This is a genomic window from Mycobacterium sp. 050128, from assembly GCF_036409155.1.
In the GTDB taxonomy this organism is placed as follows: domain Bacteria; phylum Actinomycetota; class Actinomycetes; order Mycobacteriales; family Mycobacteriaceae; genus Mycobacterium.
In genome coordinates this window covers 622,580-644,717 of the sequence record NZ_JAZGLW010000001.1, presented here as the reverse complement: position 1 = coordinate 644,717, position 22,138 = coordinate 622,580, and the positions used below count along the sequence as shown (strand labels likewise).

24 protein-coding genes and 3 tRNA genes are annotated in these 22,138 nt (G+C 65.4%); 19 read left to right on the top strand and 8 right to left on the bottom strand.

Annotation, left to right across the window (positions count from 1 at the left end):
* Nucleotides 1-59: 59 nt before the first annotated feature.
* The gene (locus tag SKC41_RS03125) at nt 60-542 is read right to left on the bottom strand and encodes a hypothetical protein (protein WP_330976270.1); all 483 of its coding nucleotides are present in this window, start codon (nt 540-542) and stop codon (nt 60-62) included.
* A 246-nt stretch (nt 543-788) separates the two neighbouring features.
* On the opposite strand from SKC41_RS03125, the gene SKC41_RS03120 reads away from it, so the two are divergent.
* Nucleotides 789-3,422 carry a GH92 family glycosyl hydrolase gene (locus tag SKC41_RS03120; protein WP_330976269.1) on the top strand — a complete coding sequence of 878 codons (2,634 nt, stop codon included), beginning with the start codon at nt 789-791 and terminating at the stop codon, nt 3,420-3,422.
* Nucleotides 3,423-3,430: 8 nt separating this feature from the next.
* Here SKC41_RS03120 and SKC41_RS03115 read toward each other — a convergent pair whose 3' ends face one another.
* The gene (locus SKC41_RS03115) at nt 3,431-5,806 is read right to left on the bottom strand and encodes a flippase-like domain-containing protein (protein WP_330976268.1); all 2,376 of its coding nucleotides are present in this window, start codon (nt 5,804-5,806) and stop codon (nt 3,431-3,433) included.
* 201 nt (nt 5,807-6,007) lie between these two features.
* Here SKC41_RS03115 and SKC41_RS03110 point away from each other — a divergent pair, with 201 nt between their 5' ends.
* The 4 genes from SKC41_RS03110 to SKC41_RS03095 all read left to right on the top strand — a co-directional run bounded on the left by SKC41_RS03110 (nt 6,008) and on the right by SKC41_RS03095 (nt 9,894).
* Nucleotides 6,008-6,955, top strand: a complete 948-nt coding sequence (locus SKC41_RS03110; RefSeq protein WP_330976267.1) for a class I SAM-dependent methyltransferase — start codon at nt 6,008-6,010, stop codon at nt 6,953-6,955.
* Between the two features lie 154 nt (nt 6,956-7,109).
* Nucleotides 7,110-8,531 (top strand): CehA/McbA family metallohydrolase, encoded by a 1,422-nt coding sequence (locus tag SKC41_RS03105; protein WP_330976266.1) that lies wholly within the window; start codon nt 7,110-7,112, stop codon nt 8,529-8,531.
* A 69-nt stretch (nt 8,532-8,600) separates the two neighbouring features.
* The gene (locus SKC41_RS03100; RefSeq protein WP_330976265.1) at nt 8,601-9,116 is read left to right on the top strand and encodes a nitroreductase family protein; all 516 of its coding nucleotides are present in this window, start codon (nt 8,601-8,603) and stop codon (nt 9,114-9,116) included.
* Between the two features lie 94 nt (nt 9,117-9,210).
* Complete coding sequence (locus SKC41_RS03095; protein ID WP_330978731.1) at nt 9,211-9,894, top strand: class I SAM-dependent methyltransferase; 684 nt, start codon at nt 9,211-9,213, stop codon at nt 9,892-9,894.
* Here SKC41_RS03095 and SKC41_RS03090 read toward each other — a convergent pair whose 3' ends face one another.
* The 3 genes from SKC41_RS03090 to SKC41_RS03080 are packed head-to-tail and all read right to left on the bottom strand — an operon-like array spanning nt 9,895 to nt 12,785.
* The gene (locus SKC41_RS03090; protein WP_330976264.1) at nt 9,895-11,181 is read right to left on the bottom strand and encodes a cytochrome P450; all 1,287 of its coding nucleotides are present in this window, start codon (nt 11,179-11,181) and stop codon (nt 9,895-9,897) included. It abuts the gene before it with no gap.
* Nucleotides 11,182-11,195: 14 nt separating this feature from the next.
* Nucleotides 11,196-12,575 (bottom strand): NAD(P)/FAD-dependent oxidoreductase, encoded by a 1,380-nt coding sequence (locus SKC41_RS03085; protein ID WP_330976263.1) that lies wholly within the window; start codon nt 12,573-12,575, stop codon nt 11,196-11,198.
* 9 nt (nt 12,576-12,584) lie between these two features.
* Nucleotides 12,585-12,785, bottom strand: coding sequence for a ferredoxin (locus SKC41_RS03080; protein WP_330976262.1), 201 nt, complete (start codon nt 12,783-12,785; stop codon nt 12,585-12,587).
* Nucleotides 12,786-12,958: 173 nt separating this feature from the next.
* On the opposite strand from SKC41_RS03080, the gene cynS reads away from it, so the two are divergent.
* Nucleotides 12,959-13,429 (top strand): cyanase, encoded by a 471-nt coding sequence (gene cynS, locus SKC41_RS03075; protein ID WP_330976261.1) that lies wholly within the window; start codon nt 12,959-12,961, stop codon nt 13,427-13,429.
* Nucleotides 13,429-14,436, top strand: a complete 1,008-nt coding sequence (locus SKC41_RS03070; RefSeq protein WP_330976260.1) for a patatin-like phospholipase family protein — start codon at nt 13,429-13,431, stop codon at nt 14,434-14,436. Before cynS ends, SKC41_RS03070 begins: the two co-directional genes overlap by 1 nt.
* A 110-nt stretch (nt 14,437-14,546) precedes the next feature.
* Here SKC41_RS03070 and SKC41_RS03065 read toward each other — a convergent pair whose 3' ends face one another.
* The 3 genes from SKC41_RS03065 to SKC41_RS03055 form a co-directional block, all read right to left on the bottom strand.
* Nucleotides 14,547-15,242, bottom strand: coding sequence for a crotonase/enoyl-CoA hydratase family protein (locus SKC41_RS03065; protein ID WP_330976259.1), 696 nt, complete (start codon nt 15,240-15,242; stop codon nt 14,547-14,549).
* Nucleotides 15,243-15,267: 25 nt separating this feature from the next.
* Nucleotides 15,268-16,110 (bottom strand): hypothetical protein, encoded by an 843-nt coding sequence (locus SKC41_RS03060; protein ID WP_330976258.1) that lies wholly within the window; start codon nt 16,108-16,110, stop codon nt 15,268-15,270.
* Between the two features lie 79 nt (nt 16,111-16,189).
* Nucleotides 16,190-16,912 carry an MBL fold metallo-hydrolase gene (locus SKC41_RS03055; protein WP_330976257.1) on the bottom strand — a complete coding sequence of 241 codons (723 nt, stop codon included), beginning with the start codon at nt 16,910-16,912 and terminating at the stop codon, nt 16,190-16,192.
* A 111-nt stretch (nt 16,913-17,023) separates the two neighbouring features.
* On the opposite strand from SKC41_RS03055, the gene SKC41_RS03050 reads away from it, so the two are divergent.
* The 12 genes from SKC41_RS03050 (at nt 17,024) to rplA (ending at nt 22,105) form a co-directional block, all read left to right on the top strand.
* On the top strand, nt 17,024-17,233 hold the full coding sequence (locus SKC41_RS03050; protein WP_330976256.1) for a type II toxin-antitoxin system VapB family antitoxin: 210 nt from the start codon (nt 17,024-17,026) through the stop codon (nt 17,231-17,233).
* Nucleotides 17,234-17,318: 85 nt separating this feature from the next.
* Nucleotides 17,319-17,391, top strand: a tRNA-Thr gene (locus SKC41_RS03045).
* A 36-nt stretch (nt 17,392-17,427) separates the two neighbouring features.
* Nucleotides 17,428-17,501, top strand: a tRNA-Met gene (locus tag SKC41_RS03040).
* 44 nt (nt 17,502-17,545) lie between these two features.
* A complete protein-coding gene (gene rpmG / locus SKC41_RS03035; protein WP_066818100.1) occupies nt 17,546-17,713 on the top strand; it encodes a 50S ribosomal protein L33 in 168 nt (55 codons plus the stop codon).
* Nucleotides 17,714-17,787: 74 nt separating this feature from the next.
* Nucleotides 17,788-18,240, top strand: coding sequence for a (3R)-hydroxyacyl-ACP dehydratase subunit HadA (hadA, locus tag SKC41_RS03030; protein WP_442931656.1), 453 nt, complete (start codon nt 17,788-17,790; stop codon nt 18,238-18,240).
* On the top strand, nt 18,227-18,655 hold the full coding sequence (gene hadB, locus SKC41_RS03025; RefSeq protein WP_330976254.1) for a (3R)-hydroxyacyl-ACP dehydratase subunit HadB: 429 nt from the start codon (nt 18,227-18,229) through the stop codon (nt 18,653-18,655). Before hadA ends, hadB begins: the two co-directional genes overlap by 14 nt.
* Before the next feature lie 3 nt (nt 18,656-18,658).
* Nucleotides 18,659-19,177 (top strand): (3R)-hydroxyacyl-ACP dehydratase subunit HadC, encoded by a 519-nt coding sequence (gene hadC, locus SKC41_RS03020; RefSeq protein ID WP_330976253.1) that lies wholly within the window; start codon nt 18,659-18,661, stop codon nt 19,175-19,177.
* Between the two features lie 146 nt (nt 19,178-19,323).
* Nucleotides 19,324-19,396: transfer RNA gene (locus tag SKC41_RS03015), tRNA-Trp, on the top strand.
* 137 nt (nt 19,397-19,533) lie between these two features.
* On the top strand, nt 19,534-20,016 hold the full coding sequence (gene secE, locus SKC41_RS03010) for a preprotein translocase subunit SecE (protein WP_330976252.1): 483 nt from the start codon (nt 19,534-19,536) through the stop codon (nt 20,014-20,016).
* A 29-nt stretch (nt 20,017-20,045) separates the two neighbouring features.
* A complete protein-coding gene (gene nusG / locus SKC41_RS03005) occupies nt 20,046-20,822 on the top strand; it encodes a transcription termination/antitermination protein NusG (RefSeq protein WP_330976251.1) in 777 nt (258 codons plus the stop codon).
* Between the two features lie 61 nt (nt 20,823-20,883).
* Nucleotides 20,884-21,312: a 50S ribosomal protein L11 gene (gene rplK, locus SKC41_RS03000; protein WP_036466645.1), complete on the top strand. Its 429-nt coding sequence runs from the start codon at nt 20,884-20,886 to the stop codon at nt 21,310-21,312.
* A gap of 85 nt (nt 21,313-21,397) precedes the next feature.
* Nucleotides 21,398-22,105 carry a 50S ribosomal protein L1 gene (rplA, locus tag SKC41_RS02995; RefSeq protein WP_090600221.1) on the top strand — a complete coding sequence of 236 codons (708 nt, stop codon included), beginning with the start codon at nt 21,398-21,400 and terminating at the stop codon, nt 22,103-22,105.
* Nucleotides 22,106-22,138: the final 33 nt, after the last annotated feature.

The following is a 22,138-nucleotide window of genomic DNA, read 5'->3' as shown; positions in this document are numbered from 1 at the left end:
TGCACACTCAACGCCGTCGTTGCACAGTCGCAGCCGTCGTTGGACAGTCGCAGTCAGGACTACGCCGGGGTAAGCCGGACCGCGCCGAGGTGCATGCGGTCGACTGCCTCGCCGAACTCTTCAAGCGTCGGGATCCGCTGGTCGCGGAACTTCAGCCCGATCATGGTTTGCGCACGCCGCGGGCCATACGCGTCGGCGCAGCGCTTGTAGAGATCGGAGACGATCGCGCGGTCCCGGATCAGCTCGCCGTTCATCGCGGTCGACTTGCCGTCGTAGACGACCTGGGCCGGTGCACCGCCGCGAAAGTTCTGCTTCCACGGCGCACCGGTCAGCGCGTACAGGTCGTTGTCGATCAGATGGGCGCTCACCGGAAGTGTGAACGGGCGTCCCGTCTTTCGCCCGGTGAAGCTCAGCACCATCAGCTGCTTGCGGGCCGGGCCGGCCAGCGGGGTGCGCAGCAGAAAGCCCAGCATCGGGTTGATGAGCTTGAGCAGGAACGAAGGCGGGTGCCCGGCGTCGATCGCGTACGACTCTTCTGCCATGCACCCACCGTAAGGCCAACCGCTACGTTGAGCAGCCTTTTCCGCGCAGGATCGACGCGAGCTGGGCCAGCGGAATGTGCGGCGCGACCACCCTGGTTCGGGCCCTCGCAGCCACAGGCGATAGCGAGCCGGGACGTGATATCGCCTCACCATAGGGGCTCGCTGAGCGTGCGCCCCGTCGCCGGTTGTCGACATCCATTTGCAAAACGCGCACGCTAAGGCCCGGTTATGCAGTAAGAGACAGCTATGAAGCCGCGAAGGATCCTCATCGCACTCGTTGCGGTGACGGCTGTCTTCATGACGTTCGTCGCGGCCGCCCCGCCCATTGCTTACGACGGTGAACCGGCGTTCGTCGCGAATCCAGTCGAGCATGTCGACACGCTCATCGGAACGGGCACGGGGGGCGAGACGGTGGGAGAGATCAACGACTTTCCCGGCGCCTCGGTGCCCTTCGGGATGGTGCAGTACTCGCCCGACACCGTCGACAACTACGCCGGCTACAACTACCACAATGCGCGCTCGACGGGCTTCAGCATGACGCACGCGTCGGTGGGCTGTGCGGCATTCGGCGATATCTCAATGTTGCCGACTACCACGCCGCCCCGCTCGCAACCGTGGGACGCCTGGGAACGGATCGCCCACGATGACACGGAGCAGGGCGAGCCGGGTTACTACGCAGTGCGATTCCCCGACACCGAAGTGACGGCGGAACTGACCGCCACCACCCGCACCGGCGTCGGTCGGTTCAGCTACCCGCACAACGGACGGCCGGCCGTGTTCCATGTGCGCTCCGGCGCTTCGTTGGCGGGCAATTCCCGCGCCGCTATCCAAATCGGAGAAGACAACACCACGATCACCGGATGGGCGACCAGCGGTGGATTCTGCGGCAAAAACAACACGTACACAGTGTATTTCGCGATGCAATTCAGCAAGCCGTTCACCTCCTACGGTACCTGGGACGGCTATTCGGTCTCCGCCGGTTCCCGCGTTGCCGTTTCGCCTTTTAGCGGAGGTTACGTCGAGTTTCCGACCGGGTCGGCGGTCGAGGTTCGCACCGCGATCTCCTACGTCGGCGTCGACGGGGCGCGCGCCAACCTGGCTGCCGAAGGGGCGAGCTTCGACGAAGCGCGGGCCTCTGCAACCTCGCAGTGGAACGCGACTTTGTCGCGCATTGCCGTGGCCGGGCGCAATACTGCCAACATCGACACGTTCTATACGTCCCTCTACCGATCTCTGTTGAACCCCAACACCTTCAACGACGCGGACGGACGCTACATCGGATTCGATGGCGCCATCCATCAGGTCGCCGAGGGACACACGCAGTATGCGAACTTCTCCGACTGGGACACCTACCGCAGCCTGGCGCCCCTGCACGGACTGCTCTTTCCGAAGGAAGCCAGCGACATGGCGCAGTCACTCGTCAACGACGCCGAACAAAGCGGATCGCTTCCACGTTGGTCCTTTGCGAACGCGGCGACCGGCGAGATGAGTGGAGACAACGTGGTACCGCTCATCGTCAATCTTTACACCTACGGAGCAAGAGACTTCGATACTCGAACGGCGTTGCGCTACATGGTGAATGCGGCGACCAACGGCGGTATCGGTCTGAATGGCTACGTGGAACGACCGGGCATCTCCACGTACTTGGAGCTCGGTTATGCGCCGTTCACGTACGAGTTTCGCACCGACGGGTGGATCGCCGACGCGTCCATCACGCTCGAATGGTCGGTCGATGACTTTGCCATCTCCCGATTCGCCGACTCGCTCGGAGACGCCGCGGTCGCGGCCCAATTCCAGAATCGGTCGCAGTACTGGCAGAACCTTTTCAATCCGACCACCCGCTACGTTTCTCCCCGGGACCCGATGGGATTCTTCAGCGAAGGTCCCGGATTCGTGGATTCGCCTTCAACTTTCGGTCAGATCGGATACGACGAGGGCAATGCCGAGCAATACGTTTGGTGGGTGCCGCACAACGTCGCCGGCCTGGTGACAGCGCTGGGCGGCCGCCAGGCAGTGGTGAGCCGACTCGACCGCTTCACCAAGAAACTCAACGAGGGTCCCAACGAGCCGTACCTGTGGGCCGGCAATGAGCCCGGCTTCGGGGTGCCGTGGCTCTACAACTACGTCGGTCAGCCGTGGAAGACCCAGCTCACCGTCGACCGGGTGCGCGGGCTATTCGGGCCTACGCCGGACGGTGCGCCGGGCAACGACGATCTGGGCGCGCTCTCCAGCTGGTATGTCTGGGCAGCGCTCGGCCTGTATCCGGGAACGCCCGGTACGTCGACCCTCATGCTCAACGCCCCGCTCTTCGATCGCGCGGTCATCAGGCTTCCGGCAGGCAATTCCATTCGGATATCCGCGCCGGGGGCATCCGGACCAAACCACCTGAAATACATCAGCAGCCTGACCGTCGACGGCAAGCCCACCGACCACACCTTTCTTCCCGATTCGATCATCCGTACCGGTGGCGATCTCATGTTCTCGTTGGCCGCCCACCCGAACATGGGCTGGGGTGTCGATAAGTATTCGGCGCCACCGTCGTTCGGTGTGGGCGGTTCTGCGATGACTCTCAGTGTGTCGCGTCCGATTGTCGCGATTGCACCCGGAGGGACGGCCGGCGTCAAAGTCGACGCCCAACGAATGGCCGACGATGTCGGCGGCTACAGCCTCGCCGGGGTGTCGGCTACCGACGGGATCACTACTACGACGGTGTCGGGCCAGTTCGCCTCCGACGGGTCATCCGCGGTTACCGTTCCCATCGCGGTGGCGCGGTCGGTGCCCGAGGGCTATTACCTCGTCTATCTCACCGCCATAGCGGGCGAAAGTGTCCGGCGGGCAATGGTACTCGTCATGGTGCACGCCGATAGCGACGAATTCTGAGCGTATCGCTACACCATGTCGTTGTCGGCGAGCCAGCGCATCACCGGCCAGCCGATGAACACCGGCAACCAGCAGGTCAGCACCCGGTACAGCAGCACCGACGGCACCCCGACGGCGGCCGGTACACCGAAGGCAGCCAACCCACCGATCAAGGCCGCCTCGACGGCGCCCACTCCGCCGGGTGTCGGGGCGGCCGAAGCCAGCGTGCCGCCGACCATCGTCACGACGGTGCAGGTGACGAACGTCGCTCCGCCACCGAAGGCCTGCACGCTGGTCCACAGCGCCAGCGCTGCGCCGAGAGTTGTTCCAGCACAACCTATTACGATCAGCGAGAGTCGACGCGGTTCACGGACCAGCTCGACGAGATCCTTGGCCACCTCCTGCAGTCGCGGGCGCACCGCCGTCGACAGCCAGCTCCGGAGCTTGGGTACGAACAAGAACGTCCCGATGATGCCCAGCGCCACGCCCGCGAGCAGATAGAGCACCGTGGCACCCGGAACGAAATGTGAAAGGTCCATCGACGCGCCCGCCACGGTGCTGAACAAAATCAGCAACACCAGGTGCATGATCACTTGCACCGATTGCTGCAAGGCCACCGCGGCGGTGGCCCGCATCACGGACAGGCCGCCCTTCTGCAAGATCCGGGTACTCAGCGCCAGGCCGCCGACCCCGGCCGGGGTGGTAGTCGCGGCAAAGGTGTTGGCTACCTGCGCTATTGACAGCTTCCAGAAGTTCACCGTGCCGTCCGTGCACGCCCACAACGCCGCGGCTGCACCCACATACGTCGAGGCCGAGATGAACAGTCCCAGCAGCGCCCACCACCAGTTCGCGGTTCGCAGTTCGGAAAAGAAGGTCGGCACGGTGCTGATGAAGGGGTATGCGACATACACCAGCGCGCCGAGCAGGACCAGCTGGACGACCTGGCTGCGGGTGAACCGGGTGATGGTTTCCTTCTTGATCTGATCCGCACCGGTCTGGGACTTGACTTCGGCGCGAGCCGCCGAGATGACGGCGGCCGCATCGCCGACCGACTTCCGCACTCGTTTGGGCACAGCGGATTTGGTGAGACGACGGGACGCGGTCAAGATGGCGTCCTTACCGAAGGTATCGATCGCCGCCCGCACCGCCGACTTCGCGTCGTACAGCGCCGTCGTCGTCACCAGCAGCTGGGCCAGGTCGGACTGGAGCTGTGCGTCGGTGGCACCGTATTCGGCGTTGCCGAACCCGCCGAACAGCACAGTGCCGTCCTCGACGGTGATCTCATGGCAGCGCAGGTCGCCGTGCGAGATCTGATACTCGTGCAACTTTCGCAGTGATTCCCATACCCGCGCCACCGGCGTGGTCTTGGTGCATTCGTCGAGGGCGGTACCCCGAACGGGTCTGTGCGCGTACAACGTCCAGCCCCGGTCCAGGGCCGCAAAAGCGATCGTCGACGTGTTCGCCACACCCGCCTCGCCGATCGCGATGGCCATCAACGCGCGATGCTCGACAGCGCGGCTCATCGAGGCTTGGAAGGGCGCGGCCTCCGCGTCACGCAGCCGCAGCTTGCGCCACAGTTCGCGCAGTGCGCCACCGCTGCGTTGGTGCGGGCCATACAACTCGATCGCCGCCGTCGAATCCGGATCCCCGGAATCGGTCGACAGCACCAGCGGACCCGGCCCGGCGGGGCGGACCACCATCAGCCGCGACACGACGAACCCGCGCTTGGCCATCGCGCGGACCGCGCCTACCAACGGCACTTCCAGCGCAGGCGTGCCGACGGCCAGCACCACCAACGCGCCGACGAACCATCCCACTGCCAACCCCAGCAGGGAGCGGGCCGGGACGATGGCGCTGATGACGAGGTGAATCGGCACGAACGCGAGCAGCAGTGCCCACCACCAGTGCCGCCAGCGCGCGGGTAGCCAGGGACCGGAAACCGTCAGCACCGCGGCCAGCATCGCGATCCAGCGCGGATCGTCGAGGAATTGCGCCGGCAGGGTGCTCAGCCGGTCGGAGACATCGAAGTGCCAGCGGGGTGCGGCGAGCCGGTTGCTGCTGATCGACAAGGGCAGTGCGGCGAGAATCGCGGCGGCACCGTAGGCGCCCAACAGTTTCCATTGCCGGGCGACGATCAAGCCGATCAGGATCATGAACGGCAGCGCCAGAATCGCGAATCCGTACACCAGGTACACCACATCGGCTTGGGTCGGTGTTAAAACCCCGACAATCCGCGAGACGGATTTCTCCAGCCGAATCCAGCGGCTGCGGGTAACCAGCGAACCGGTGATCACCGCCGCGAGAAACGCGGTGGCCAGGATCAGCCGCAGAATGTCATTGGTGCGCCGGTTGACCGGTTGCAGCAAGCTGCCAGAGACGCTGATGTCGCGCCCGTCAACTCGCATGTCAGGATCCTTCGGATCGGGGCCACGTTAGCCGCCCGCCGACAACTTAACCGGATACCTCCGGGCAAGCGCGCATGAACCTGAGGGTCAGCTTGTTCACCTGCGGGTAAACGGTAGCGGGCGCGAAAGCCCGGCACAGCCTGCGGACAGCTTGCTCGCGTAGGGTCGCCGAAAGCGGGTGTCAACCGGGAGGACGTGAGCGTGGCCAGGACCGATAACGACAGCTGGGAGATCACCGAGAGCGTGGGGGCGACGGCGCTGGGCGTCGCGGCGTCCCGCGCGGCGGAGACCGAGAGCGACAATCCCCTGATCCGCGACCCGTTCGCGCGAGTGTTCCTCGACGCTGCGGGCGACGGAGTGTGGAACTGGTACTCCGCCGGACAGCTGCCCGACGAGCTGCTGGAAACCGAACCCAATCTGGCACAGCAGATGAAGGCGATGGTCGGCTACATGGCCTCCCGAACCGCCTTTTTCGATGCGTTCTTTATAGATGCGGCAACGGCGGGTATTTCCCAGGCCGTGATCCTGGCGGCGGGCCTGGACTCGCGGTCCTGGCGGTTGCCATGGCCGGACGGCATCACTGTCTACGAGCTCGACCAGCCCAGGGTGCTGGATTTCAAGGCGTCGACGTTGGCCGAGCACGGGGCCGAACCTGCCTGCAACCGGGTCGCGGTCCCGGTGGACTTGCGCCAGGATTGGCCGACGGCGTTGCGGGAGGCCGGTTTTGACGCCTCAAGGCCGAGCGTCTGGTCGGCCGAGGGGTTGATGCCCTATCTGCCGGCCGCGGCCCAGGAGCTGTTGTTCGAACGCGTGCAGGCGCTGACCGTCCCGGGCAGCCGGGTCGGTGTGGAGGCGTTGGGGCCGAAGTTTCTCGATCCCGAGGCCCGGACGCGTCGGCGGGCGCGGATGGATCGCGTCCGCGCGGTGTTCGCGAAAGTGGACCCGCAGCGCCAGGTCCCCAGCACCGACGAATTGTGGTACTTCGAGGAGCGCGAAGACGTGGGCGAGTGGTTCGGCCGGCATGGCTGGGATGTGACGGTGACGCCGTCGCTGGACCTGATGGCCGGCTATGGCCGCAGGCCGGCGCAAGAGGTCGAGAACGACGTGCCCGGGAACTTGTTCGTGGCCGCCCAGCGCTCGGTGACGTAATTCGTAGCGCGATCTCACCAGCCCTACAGCGGTTGTTCGTGTCGATGTAACGGCTGGTTAGACCTTCATGGCGAATGCTGTGGGCGTAGCCGACGCCTTTATCGGAATGGCTCGGAACAGCTCGGAAATGGCGAGGTGCCGACGGGAGAAAGCCATGAGCATTGCCAGGGTCGCGCCCGGTGCCATCACCGGGCAACGCGACGGCAAGGCAATCGAAATAACGTTTTCTGGACGGTTCGGATTTGGTATCTACCGCTGGGCCTACCTGCCGTTTGAGGTACCACCGGGAGTGCAACAAATTCGGGTGACCACCTCCCACGACGCCGGTATGGGCGGGCTAACGCGAAATGTGTTGGACCTGGGGATGTTTGGCGCGGCCGGCCACGAATTGGGCAATGCCGCCGGATTCAGGGGCTGGTCGGGCGGGGCTCGCGACGAGTTCATGATCTCCAGCTCCTATGCCACGCCCGGTTACCTGGCCGGCCCGATCGAACCGGGCGTGTGGGCGGTGGCGCTGGGCCCGGTGGTCCTCAGCCCGTGGGGGATGGCCTGGCAGGTGCGGGTCACATTGGACTCCGAGCCGCCCGCTCGGCCGCCGGCGACGCCGAACGCATCGGCGGCGTTCACCCCCGCCTCCGTCGGAGCGCGCTGGTACCGCGGTGATCTGCATCTGCATACCGAGCACTCCGACGGCGAGCGCGATCCCGGTGAACTGGTGTCGGCCGCGCACGCCGGCGGGCTCGACTTCATCGTCTCCACCGAGCACAACACCAATTCAGCCAACCGGGTATGGCCCACCTGCCGCACCGGATCGCTGTTGGTGATTCCCGGCGTTGAGGTCACCACGCGGCATGGACACTGGCTCGCGGCCGGCCTGCCCCCGGGCGGTTGGGTCGACTGGCGCTACGGTCCCAGCGATGGGGTGTTCCCGCGCTTCGCCGCCGAGGTACGCCAAGCCGGCGGCTTGGTGGTCGCCGCCCACCCCGCCGCGCCGCTGCCGGGCTCGGCGTGGGAATTCGGCTATGCCGACGTGGACGCGCTGGAGGTATGGAACGGCCGATGGAACGTCGATGATGAAGTGTCCCTTCGCATTTGGCAGCGGCTCTTGAGGCAGGGCCGACGGATCGTTGCAGTCGGCGGTAGCGACTCGCACGCCAAACGGCAAGTGGTCGGCGCCCCGCAGACGGCCGTGCACGCCGACGAGCTGTCCATGTCGGCGATCATCGACGGGCTGCGCCGCGGCCGCTCGTACATCGCGGGATCACGCGATGTCGCGTGCGAGCTGGCCGCGTCCTGCCCGAGCGGCGAGGTGGCCGGGCCCGGGCAGCAGCTGCGGGTGCGAACCGGCGACGCGGTGACGGTCACCGCGGTCGTCAGCGGCGCCCCCGGCACCACCGCCGCCCTGATCACCGCGGCGGGTTGCGCCGGCCGCGCGACGGTAGCCTCGGCGGGAAGCAGGCTGCAGTGGAAGCTCGACGCCGCGTCCGCGCGCTTTGCCAGGCTCGAGGTACGCGACGGGCGGCGGGGCCGGCTCGGCGCAATGGTCGCGTTGACGAATCCGGTGTGGCTAGCCTGAGAAAGGGCTTGAAAAGGCCACAGCACAACGGCATTCGCGGCATGGGCGCGCGCTGATGAGAGGAACGAGATGGAAACCTGGGACGCAATCTGTGCGCGACGCAACGTTCGGCAGTACCAGCCGCAACCGGTGTCGGACGACGACCTGAACAGGATCGTTGAGGCCGGGTGGCGGGCACCGTCGGCGAAAAACCGCCAGCCGTGGGACTTTGTGATCGTCACCGACCCGGCTCAGCTAAAGGAGCTGTCCACCGTCTGGCGCGGCGCCGGTCACATCGCTTCGGCCCCGGCCGCGATCGTGTTGGTGGTGCCGGTGCCGCCGGACGAGCGCCGGCTGGTGACCGATAACTACGACGTCGGCCAGGCGACGATGGCGATGATGATCGCGGCCACCGACCTGGGCATCGGCACCGGCCATTCCTCGGTGGGGGATCAGGAGAAGGCGCGCTCGATCCTGGGTGTTCCGGACGATCATCTGGTGGCGTTCATGCTCGGTGTCGGATATCCGGCCGATCGCCCGCTGACCCCGATCCGCAAGCCGGACCGCCGCCCGCTCGACGAAGTCGTCCACCGCGGACGCTGGTGAGGGGGGCCACGTGACAGACAAGGGCCTGACGCGCGAGCACCGAGGCGAATACGGATATGACGGGTCCTTCCACACCGTCTCGCCCGCGGCGCAGATAGCGTGCATAGCCGGCGTTTCCGCGGTCCTGTTCGCGGGCGCCGGTGTCGCACTGGCTCGCGGCAACCGGTTGGCGGCGGCGCTCGGCGCCGCCTCGGCGGTCCAGGTGCTCGCGACGGCCGGCTCGTATATCTACGCCACCCGGCGCGGCAAATTCGTGGTGTGGGACCGGATCTTCGACGAGCTGAGGCTGCAAGGCGACGAAACCGTGCTTGATCTCGGTTGCGGGCGCGGCGCGGTGTTGCTGGCCGCGGCCAAGCGGGTGCCGCGCGGCCGCGCGATCGGCGTCGACCTGTGGCGCGCAGACCAGACCAAGAATTCGCAGCAGTCGACGCTGTCCAACGCGGATCTGGAAAGCGTCGCCGACCGCGTCGAGGTGCAGACCGCCGACATGACCGCGTTGCCGTTGGCCGACGGCAGCGTCGACGCGATCGTCAGCAGTTTGGCCATCCACAACATCGCGACCCACGAGGGTCGGCGAGAGGCTCTGCAAGAAGCGATTCGGGTGCTACGCCCCGGTGGTCGACTCGCGATCGCCGACCTCTGGGAAACGAACCGCCACGCCGGCTACTTGCGTCGACTGGGCTGGCACGACGTGCGGCGGCGCAACCTCGGATGGCGAATGTGGTACGGCGGCCCCTGGTTCGCAACGCGTTTGGTCACCGCGACCAAGCCGGGCTGATTACCGGCTCAGGATTTCGTCGTAGTCGACGAGCAGGTGCCGTGGGCCGCGGAACACCTGACTGATGCGGTAAGGCGGTGGATCTTCAACCAGCCGTGGGCCTTTCACCCGGCGCAGGAAAGCCTCGAACGCGGTGTTGACCTCCAGCCGGGCCAGCGGGCCACCGAAACACACGTGAATGCCGCGGCCCCAACCCACGTGCTCGTTGTCGGCACGCCGCGGGTCGAAGGTGTCGGGGTCCGCGAAGCGGCGCGGGTCCCGGTTGGCGGCACCGTACATGAGATAGATGGGCGCGCCTTTGGGAATGGTCGTGCCGGCGATGTCGATGTCGGCCAGCGCCGAACGCGTCGGGAAGAATTGCACCGATGACTGCAGTCGCAGCACTTCTTCGATGGCACCGGGGATCAATTCCGGTTTGTTGCAGAGTAATTCGATCGACCATGGGTGGCGCAACACGGTGAGAATGCAATGCGAGATCAGATTGACCGTTGAGTCATGTCCGGCGACGAACAACAGGATGGTGTTGTTGACGATCGCGCTCGTCGACATCTGCCCGTCGGGGCCGTCGTCGTGGACCAACTGCGAAATCATCCCGGGGCCAGGGGATTTCGCGGCCTTCTCGACCAGCCCCACGATGTACTCGTTGAGTTCGACGTCGGCGGCTTCGCCCTTGGCGCGTCGGGCCTGACCCTCCTCGGTTTGGTTGTCGGGGCCGAGATCGAAGATGCCGGAAGCGATGTCGGTGACCCACGCGTGAAACTGCGGCTCGTCCTCGACGGGTATGCCCACAATTCGGCAGATCACATTGACCGGCAGCGGATAAGCGAACTCGTCGACCGCGTCCATTTGGGTCTTACCCGTTGCCTTGTCGAGCATTTCGTTGACGATCTGTTGGCAGAACCGCTCTTGGCCCGGGATCAGGTCCGGCGAATCGGGTGGCCCGAAAAATCGCATGCACTGGCGGCGCGCCCGGTCATGGTCGGGTGGGTCCTGCGCGATGAAGCTCGGCTCCCGGCCGTAGGCCCCGGTGATTTCGGAGCCCATCTCACCCCCCGGCTCTTGCGCGCCAAGCCGATTGCGGCCGACGGCCGCCGGGCGTCCCTTGCGGAGGTCGGAACTCACGCGCGGGTCGTGGGCCAGCGCCATCAGCTCCTCGTACCCGGTGACCGCGTAGATGCCGCCCGACACTCGCACCACCGGCGTCTTGCGCAGCTCGTCGAAGTACGGATAGGGATTCGCGCGGTTTTCGTGCCGCATCGCGGCGTCGAAGGCTTCCTCGGGAGTCATGCAGAGGTCCTCACTCATCGGTGCCGGGGCCGGAATTCCGCGCGCCGTTCGCTGGGGTCGTGTCCTGTCAACACCACGTCGGGGGTTTCGGTCGGCACGCCGCGCGCGGGGAAGTCGGCCGGCATCACCCGCATGTTCTCCGGGAAGTCGAAACCCGGCGGATGCGGCGGGAACGGTCCCGAGTGCTCAATCTGGTTGCGGTAGTAGTCGATCCATTTCGCATGGTTGAAGGTGACCGCACCGACGATGCGGCCGTGCCGGCCGTAGGCCGCGGCGAACCGGCGCTGCCTGACCGAGCCCTGGGTGAAGACGATCTCGTCGCCGAATGACGGCACACCGACGGATTTGATGTTGACGCCGAATTGGGCCGACCAGAACTGCGGGACCAGCAGGTGCGCCCAGCGATCGACCTCGTCGCAGACCATGTTGTGTGCCGCGACCCGCGCGCCCAGCACGGCGTTGTCCCAATGCTCCATCGCCAGGAACTCATAGTCGTAAAGGACATGCGGTGCCCGGGCGATGTCGCCGGCCACGAAGATGCGGTTGGTCACGACGGCGTTGATATCGAACGCGCGGCACCCGGCGTCGCACCCCACGCCCCAGGGCCCGGCCGCCAGCCCGGCGCCCTCGAGCCACTCGACGTTGCGGATCGAGCCCAGCGACGTCAGCACCACGTCGACGTCGAGCGTGCTGCCGTCGGAGAGCCGGGCGCGCCGTACCCGCCCTTCGGCATCCCCGTCCAGCGCGAGCACCGATACCCCGGTGCGCAGATCCACCCCCGCGTCGCGCTGCATCTCGGCAGCGATCGCGCCGATCACGCCGCCCAGCGGACCGCTCAGCGGTGCCGGACCCCGCTCGGTGACCGTGACCTCCAGGCCGAGTTCGCGGCACACCGAGGCGGCCTCCGATCCGATGAACCCCGAACCGATGATCAGCACCCGGCTCGGGCGGGCGGCCAACGCGGCCTGCAATCGCGCGGCGTCGGCTTTGGTGCGCAGCGTGTAGACGCCTTGCAGCGCGGCCTCATCCGGGTTGGGCCATCGCCGCGACCGCACACCCGTGGCGATCAGCAGGCTGTCACCCGATACCTCGCTACCGTCGGCAAGGCGGACCACCTGGTCGGCCCGGTCCAGGGCGGTCGCGGCCACCCCGAGTCGCCAGTCGGCATCGACCGCACGCAGCCGCGGCAGCTTGGTGTGATCGGCTGCCACCCAGCCCTTGAGGACCTGCTTGGACAACGGCGGCCGGTCGTACGGCTCGTCCGGTTCGTCGCCGATGATGGTCAGCTCGCCCCGGAAACCCTCGTCGCGCAGCGCTTCGGCGGCACGCAGTCCGGCCAGTGAGGCGCCGACGATGACGATGCGTCCATTGTCCTTGAAGCCGTTCGGATTCACGGCCGGCCACTACTGCCCGTCGAGCTTGTCGACAATGATGGCCTGCACCGGGCAGGCGGCCGCCGCCCGCAGCACCCGGAGACGCTGACCGTCGTCCGGGTTGGGGTCGTAGGCGAGGGCCTCTTCCCCGTTGAGCTTGAGCACCTCCGGGGCCAGCGGTACGCAGTGCGCGTACCCCAGACAGCGGTTCAGGTCGACAACGATCCGCATAGCGCCTCCGATCCCCCGGGGCGAAAGATCCGACGCCTGGCAGCCTACCTCTCCCACATGAGGCCAATCGCGATGTTTGCGTAACCGTTTCGCCAGGGCGCACCGCATATTGCTGCGCTATGAAGTCTTCTTCGCGGATCGTGGCGAAAGAACTGCTAGTGCATGCTGGGTTGATGAACCGAAACGAGATCACCGAACAGATCGTCGTTGCCCGCCTGACGAAGGGCCTCACGTGGCAGGAGCTGGCCGACGCGATCGATCGGCCGTTGCTGTGGACCACGTCGGCACTGCTGGGCCAGCATCCGATTCCGCCGGAGCTGGGCAAGGTGCTGGTCGGGATGCTGGGTCTCGAGGAGTCGGCGGTACCGGTGCTGGCCGCCCCGCCGATGCGCGGGGGACAGCCCGCCTTCGCAAACGGGGGAGTGCCGACCGACCCCACCATCTACCGGTTCTACGAAGCGCTTCAGGTTTACGGCGGTGCCATCAAGGAGGTCATCCACGAGCAGTTCGGCGACGGCATCATGAGCGCGATCAACTTCAGCGTCGACCTGCAGCGTAAGCCCCACCCCGGCGGCGATCGCGTCGTCGTGACTTTCGACGGCAAATACCTTGCCTACGACTGGGTTTCGGCGCAGGACGACTGATGGCGAGCCGGCAGTCGAAATCCGCTGATCTCGTTCTCTCCGGCGGGGGGGTCAAGTTCATCGGTCTGGTGGGTGCCATCGTCGCCCTGATGGACGCCGGCTATACGTTCCCGCGGGTGTCGGGCGTGTCGGCCGGATCGGTGGTCGGTGCGATCCTGGCGGCCGCGTCCAAGGGCGAGCAATTGACGAGCGAAGAGGTCAAGGAGCTCGCGCTGTCGGCGCCGCTGAGCAAGTGGCGCGACTCGGGACGCGTCCCGATTCTTGGTGCCGCGTGGGGACTTGTCAGGGACACCAGCATGTTTCGGGGTGACGCCGCGCACGACTGGATTCGCAGCGAGCTGAAGAACCTGGGCGTCACCTACTTCGGAGATCTGCTCCTCGATGAGCGCACGATGCCCGAGAGGCCGCGTCACAAGCTCGTCGTTACCGTCGCCGACTTGACCGCGGCGCAGTTGGTGCGGCTGCCGTGGGACTACCGACGGCTCTACGGGCTGGACCCCGATGAGCAGCTGGTCGCCGACGCCGTACGCGCGTCGATGGCGATCCCGTTCTTTTACCCTCCGGTCAAGCTGCGCAGCCTCAGCGGGGCGACGTCCAGCCTCGTCGACGGCGGTGTGCTGTCGAACTTTCCGATCGACACGTTTGACCGCTTCGACGGAAAAGTACCGCGCTGGCCGACGTTCGGGGTCACGGTCTTGCCCCGACTCAACGAGGGTTTCAGCGCGGTGATGCCCGCGCTGAAACCGCTACGGCTTTTCGAACAGACGGCGTTACTGGAAAGCCTGCTCACCACGATGCTGACCGGCCACGATCAGACCCACCTCAACCAGCCGTGGGTCGCAGCCCGCGCGATCCCCGTCGAATCGACCGATGTGGGCGTCCTCGACTTCGATGTCGCCCCGGATCGCCTCGAGGCGCTGTATCAGAAGGGCTATGAGGCGGCGCAGGAGTTCTTGCTGACGTGGGACTGGGCGGCGTACCTCAAACGGTTCCGCTGGGCCGTCTGAGGCGGTGGTCTCAGGGTGAAGTGACGGCCGGTCGCCGTCGTGCCACACTCTGCGGTGGAGGAGGCGACAGGAGGGGAGGCGGTTGCCCGGGCAGCCGCATCGCCTCCTCCCTACATGCCGAATTCGGCTTCTATACCGTCGATTCCGGCGCGCAGCGCCTTGAGCGTGTCGGCGCGAGCGCGCAATTTCGTTGCGGCGTGGGCGTGTTGGTGTAGGCCGGCGAATTCTTTCGCGGCTTCCTCGGCGCGGCTAACCACCATCTCGGGCATCACGATCTCGTCGACAAAGCCTGCGGCAAGGGCGGTTTCACCGAAGAAGGTCTTGGCCAGCCCGGTGGCTTGCTGATACGCCGAACGCGTCAGCCGCAGCTTCATGATCTCTAGCGCGGCGTAGGGGATGGTCATGCCGATCGCGACCTCATTGGCCTGGATGTTGTAGGCGTGCGCGGCGATCCGGTGATCACCGGAAGCCAACAGGAACGAGCCCATCGCGATGGCGTGCCCGGTGCAGGCGATCACGACCGGCTTCGGGTAGGACAACAGCCGGTACGACAACTCGAAGCCGCCCCTGAGCATGTCGATCGCGGGCTGCGCCTCGCCCGAGGTCAGGATCTTCAGGTCGAACCCGCCGCTGAATACCCGCTCGTTTCCGGTGAGCACCAGCGCGCCGGCGTTGTCGCTGTCGGCCCGGTCGATCGCCTCGTTGATCGCCGCCTGCATGGTGGGGCCCAGCGCGTTGACCTTGCCGTCGTCCATCCTGATGACCGCGACCGTGTCGTTAAGCCTGTAGGTGACCGGACCGCTCATGCGTTGCTCCTTCGGACGTGGGCGCTCAAACGTGCTCGCCGCGGTGTTTACCGAGATCGTCTTGGGAGTTGCCCCAGCGCAGACCGACGTCGGTCGGTGCATCGAGCTGCCGGGCACGCCAGCGATCCTGAGTTTCGGCCACCGCGTTGTTGATTCGTTCGATCTCGGTGCGGAACACGTCGGCGCGCGTTTCCTTGCTCGCGTAGTGGAAGTAGGTCAGCAGGCTGCGTAGCAGTTCCAGTTTCTGCTTTTCCCGCTTGGCCAGGTCGTGCGTCGTCATCAACTCGATGCGCTGCACCGGCGGCAAGGCATCCCAGTCCAGCACCACGTTGGTCTCCAGCGGCTGGCGCTCGCGCTCCCAGAACCGCCACCCGCGCGGCTTGTCGGGGCGGTCGTAGTAGACCACCTTGCCGGTGAAGCGCGACTCGATGCCGCCGCCGATTTCGCCGCGGTCGAGTGCGGAATCCCAGACCATCCGCCACTCCTGGCCGGGCGCGAGTACCGGCAATTCGCTGGGCAGCTGCAGTTCGACCACTTCGGCATAACCGTCGGTGGAATTCTCGTATTCGGCCACCGTCGGCGGACTCGAAAACGAAAAGCGGATGTCGTAGGCGGCGGTACGACCGAAATTGCGGACGACCAGCTCGATCACGTGCCAGTCCGCGGCGTGCGGCTCCATCAGCATGCCCACATGAGGCCGGGTCTGCTCGGAGGCCAGCCGGCGGTTGCGGCTGATCTGATGGTTGGCAAAGACCAGGGCGATCACGCCGAGCGCAATCGCCGCCCACGCCGCCCACGCCAACCAGGTGCTGGACTCAACATCGGTGACCCCGTGCCAGCTGCCCTGGATCCACCCCATGGAATCCATCCCTCCGCTTATATCACAGCGATGTGCACCCGAAATTGTGCTGGCCCGGCCGCGGAATCGCAATGATCCTGGCTATTACTCAGCCGCCCATCAACATTCGCCACTGGTCAAGGTTGGCGGCGCGATACACATAGTTGGAACGCTTGACCTCGGCCAGCGACGCGCTCGGGTCGGTGGAATACCAGTGGCCCGGAAAAACGGTCGGGTCGCCGGGCAGCGCCGCCAGCTGCTGCAGGCTGCGATACATCTCGTCGGAGTCCCCGCCGGGAAAGTCGGTGCGCCCGCAGCCGTCCAGGAAGAGCGTGTCGCCGGCGACCAGCCGGCCGTCCAGCAGGAAGCACTGGCTACCCGGCGTATGGCCGGGGGTGTGCAGCAGCTCGATCTCGATAGCGCCGATGCTGATCTTGTCGCCGTGCTCGTGCGGGGTCAGGTCGTCGACGCCAATCCCGGTAACCCGCGACACCCAAAGCGCCTCGTGGGTATTCACGTGCACCGGCACACTGGTCCGCTCCAGCAGGTCGGCCAGGCCGTTGAGTTCGAAGCCCATCATCGAGCCACCCACGTGGTCCGGGTGATGGTGGGTGACCAGTACACCGGACAGGTGCATGCCGTCGGCTTCGGCCGCGTCGACCAGCTCGCCGGCGGCATATGCCGGGTCGACCACCATGCAGTCGCCGGTCTGACGGTCGCCGATCAGATACGCGAAATTGCCCATTTGGGCGGCCATCATGTCGCCGGCGGCGAAATCGCGACCGGAGAGCAGTTGCCGGAAATACAGTCGGTCCGCTGACGAATCTGTCACCGCAACAGACTATGACCCGGCGAACCGAGCTGGCATTTCGGGCGCATCACGGCCCGTCAACCGCACTTTCGCCGAACGGTTCGATCGGTGCTGCGTGGGTATTGTTGGTCCATGCTCAAGAAGGTCGAAATCGAGATCGACGACGACCTGGTGCAAGAGGCAATACGTCGCTATCACCTGGCCGATGCGCGCGAGGTCGTGCACCTGGCGCTGCGGACCCTGCTCGACGCGGAGGACGCGGATGGCGACCAAGAGGACATTTACGACGAGTTCAGCGACCTCAGCGCGTGGCAACCACACCGCAACAACGGCGGCGGCTGAACGCCTTCTTCTGGTTTGGTGCGGTCGCGCGTCGCGCTGTACCCTCTTTTAGGCCCGAGGCAAGACTGACCGCTACGGGTTCCAGGCCCCCTTAGCTCAGTCGGTAGAGCGTTTCCATGGTAAGGAAAAGGTCAACGGTTCGATTCCGTTAGGGGGCTCGGCGGACGCCGAACAGGCGGACGGCGGGTACCAGAGGCGATGTAGCTCAGTCGGTTAGAGCGAACGACTCATAATCGTTAGGTCGCCGGTTCGAGTCCGGCCATCGCTACAACACAACAACGTAGAGTTCGAGAGATTTGAGAGAGAACCGTAATGGCTTCCAGTACCGATGTGCGGCCGAAGATCACTTTGGCCTGCGACGTGTGCAAACACCGTAACTACATCACCAAGAAGAACCGCCGCAACGACCCGGACCGGTTGGAGCTGAAGAAGTTCTGCCCGAACTGCGGCAAGCACCAGGCACACCGCGAGACGCGCTAATTATCTCTAGCTGTTTAGACGAAATTGACCAGGTAGGTTTTAAAGCCGTGCCGTTGACCAAAGATCTAGTCGGGATGCATTACCGCTATCCCGACTACTACGAGGTGGAGCGGGAAAAGATCCGCGAGTACGCGGTCGCCGTGCAGAATAACGACGCGTACTTCTCCCAGGAGCAGGCCGCCGCCGAACTCGGCTACAAGGGGCTGCTGGCGCCGCTGACGTTCTGCTGCGTATTCGGCTACCAGGCGCAGTCGGCGTTCTTCAGGCACGCCAACATCGCGGTGAGCGACGCGCAGATCGTCCAGGTCGACCAGGTGCTCAAGTACTTCAAGCCGCTCGTGGCGGGCGACCGGCTCTACTGCGACGTATACGTGGACTCCATGCGCGTCTCGCACGGCACCCAGATCATCGTGACCAAGAACATCATCACCGACGAGGCCGGTGACATCGTGCAGGAGACCTACACGACCCTGGCGGGCCGTGCCGGCGAGAACGGGGAAGAGGGATTTACTGATGCCACTGCGTGAGTTCAGCTCGGTGAAGGTGGGCGACCAGCTTCCGGAGAAGACCTACCCGCTGACGCGCCAGGATCTGGTGAACTACGCGGGAGTTTCGGGGGACTTGAACCCGATCCACTGGGACGACGAGATCGCCAAGGTCGTCGGGTTGGACACCGCGATCGCGCACGGCATGCTCACGATGGGGATCGGCGGCGGTTACGTCACGTCGTGGGTCGGGGACCCCGGTGCCGTCAGCGAGTACAACGTCCGGTTCACGGCCGTGGTGCCGGTGCCCAACGACGGCAAGGGCGCCGAGCTGGTATTCAGCGGCCGGGTGAAGTCGGCTGACCCGGAGACCAAGTTGGTGACCATCGCGATCAGCGCCACCACCGGCGGTAAGAAGATCTTCGGACGGGCTGTCGCGTCGGCCAAGTTGGCGTAACCCATGGCGCTCAAGACTGATATCCGCGGCATGATCTGGCGGTATCCGGACTACTTCGTGGTCGGCCGCGAGCAGGTTCGTGAGTTCGCCCGGGCCATCAAGAACGATCACCCGGCCTTCTACGAGGAAGCCGCGGCGGCCGAACTTGGTTACGACTCGATCCTCGCGCCGCTGACCCTCGTCACGATCTTCGCCAAGTACGTTCAGCTGGATTTCTTCCGCCACGTCGATCTGGGCATGGAAAGCCTGGTGATTGTCCAGGTCGAGCAGCGCTTCGTCTTCAAGAGGCCGATCCAGGCGGGCGACAAGCTGTGGGGGCGGATGGACGTCGAGTCGGTCAACGAGCGATTCGGCGCCGACATCGTCGTTACCAAGAACATCTGCACCGACGACAACGGTGAGGTTGTGATGGAGGCCTACACGACGCTGATGGGGCAATACCGGGAAGAATCGAACGACGACGATCCCGTCAAGCTCAGATGGGACCACGAATCCGGGCAGGTCGTCAGAACCGCTAATTAGTATCTGACTCCCGTGCCGATGTACACTCGGACCTCGGGGTTTTCCCATTACAGCGCGCTGTCCATAGGTTCGGCGATCACCGAACGGAGAGCGCGTGTGTCATGTAGGCCCCGGAAGGTAAGCGCAGGTTGGCCTGCCAACCGCGAAGGGGCGTAGCTCAACTGGCAGAGCAGCGGTCTCCAAAACCGCAGGTTGCAGGTTCAAGTCCTGTCGCCCCTGCACAAGGCGAACGTCCGACGACGATGCAGGCCCCAACGGCCTGAGTAGGAGTCGGACAACGGATAACGTGCCATGCTGGACATAACCGGACAGCACGGAACGAATCGCGAGATAGCTAGCGAACAAAGGAGCATGCGGTGAGCGACGAGGGCCCCGACATCGGTGCCGCCAACGACGCCGCACGCGACGGCGGTGACACCGACGACAGCGCCAGCGGTGGTCGGACGGCCGTGGTGACCAAGCCTGCAGCGCGTCCGCAACGGCCAACCGGCAAGCGGTCCCGGCAGCGGGTGGCGGACGGCGAAGACGTCGACGTCGAGTCGTCGGACGAGGCCTCCAAGGACGCCAAGGAGTCCAAGAAGTCGACCGCCAAGAAGGCCGGAGCCGACAAGAAGGCCAAGAAGCCGAAGAAACCCGGGGACCGCACGGCCAACCCGCTCGTCTTCGTCTACAACTACCTCAAGCAGGTCGTTGCGGAGATGCGGAAGGTGATCTGGCCGAACCGCAAGCAGATGCTCACCTACACCTCCGTGGTGCTGGTGTTCCTCGCCTTCATGGTGGCGTTGGTCGGCCTGACTGATCTCGGCCTGACCAAGCTCGTGCTGCTGGTGTTCGGTTGAGCTTAGAGAGATAGAGAGGACTGAAAACCGTGACTACCTTCGACGGTGACACGTCCGCCGGTGAAGCGGTCGACGTAGAAGAGCCTGCCGAGGTCGTCGAGGCCCCTGAGACCACCGAGGACCCCGCGGCCGTAGCGGCCCAGGCAACCCCCGCGGAGTCGGCAGAGGCGGCCGACGAGGCCGACCCTGCCGCCGCCCTGAAGGCGGACCTGCGCAGCAAGCCCGGCGACTGGTACGTCATCCACTCGTACGCGGGATACGAGAACAAGGTGAAGGCCAACCTCGAAACCCGTGTGCAGAACCTCGATGTCGGCGACTACATCTTTCAGGTGGAAGTACCCACCGAAGAGGTCACCGAGATCAAGAACGGCCAGCGCAAGCAGGTCAACCGCAAGGTGCTGCCGGGCTACATCCTGGTGCGCATGGACCTGACCGACGACTCGTGGGCCGCGGTGCGCAACACCCCCGGCGTGACGGGATTCGTCGGCGCGACGTCGCGTCCGTCGGCGCTCAAGCTCGACGACGTGGTGAAGTTCCTGCTGCCGCCCGGTTCGGCGAAGAAGCCCGTCAAGGGCGGGACGACCGCCGCCGCCGCCGCCACCGAGGCCGGTGGGCTGGAACGCCCGGTCGTGGAGGTCGACTACGAGGTGGGCGAATCGGTGACGGTCATGGACGGGCCGTTCGCGACATTGCCGGCCACCATCAACGAGGTCAACGCCGAACAGCAGAAGCTCAAGGTGTTGGTGTCGATCTTCGGCCGCGAAACACCGGTGGAACTCACCTTTACCCAAGTCTCCAAGATCTAGCCAGCCATCCCGTTCGCGGGAACGGCTGGATGCATAAACCAGGAAGGAACGTCAAAATCTCATGGCCCCGAAGAAGAAAGTCGTTGGGCTGATCAAGCTCCAGATCGTGGCGGGACAGGCAAACCCTGCGCCGCCGGTGGGACCCGCGCTCGGCCAGCACGGTGTGAACATCATGGAGTTCTGCAAGGCATACAACGCCGCGACGGAAAACCAGCGCGGCAATGTGATCCCGGTGGAGATCACGGTCTACGAAGACCGCAGCTTCACCTTCGCGCTCAAGACGCCGCCCGCCGCCAAGCTGCTGCTGAAGGCCGCCGGCGTCGGCAAGGGCTCGGCCGAGCCGCACAAGACCAAGGTCGCCAAGGTCACCTGGGACCAGGTCCGCGAGATCGCCGAGACCAAGAAGACCGATCTCAACGCCAACGACATCGACGCTGCCGCCAAGATCATCGCCGGTACCGCCCGGTCGATGGGGATCACCGTTGAATAGGCGTGCATAACCCTGAGCTCCACCCCGTGGGAGGGCTGGCTTCGGCCCGAATAACCACGACCCCAACACCAGATTGGATTGATCAATGAGCAAGAACAGCAAGGCATACCGCGCCGCCGCCGAGAAGGTGGATCGCGACAACCTGTACACCCCGCTCCAGGCGGCCAAGCTCGCCAAGGAGACGGGTTCGACCAAGCAGGACTCGACCGTCGAGGTGGCGATCCGGCTGGGCGTCGACCCGCGCAAGGCGGACCAGATGGTCCGTGGCACGGTCAATCTTCCGCACGGCACCGGTAAGACGGCCCGGGTCGCGGTGTTCGCCGTCGGTGACAAGGCCGAAGAGGCCACCGCCGCGGGTGCCGACATCGTGGGCAGCGACGACCTGATCGAGAAGATCCAGGGCGGCTTCCTCGAGTTCGACGCCGCGATCGCCACGCCGGACCAGATGGCCAAGGTCGGTCGCATCGCGCGCATCCTCGGCCCGCGCGGCCTGATGCCGAACCCCAAGACCGGCACGGTGACGCCGGACATCGCCAAGGCCGTCAACGACATCAAGGGCGGAAAGATCAACTTCCGCATCGACAAGCAGGCCAACCTGCACTTCGTGATCGGCAAGGCGTCGTTCGACGAGAAGAACCTCGCGGAGAATTACGGCGCCGCGATCGACGAGGTGCTGCGGCTCAAGCCGTCGTCCTCGAAGGGTCGCTACCTGAAGAAGATCACCGTGTCGACGACCACCGGCCCGGGCATTCCGGTCGACCCGGCCGTCACCCGCAACTTCACCGAAGCCTAGTCACTTCACGTCGAGCGTCGACTTGTTGGGCGC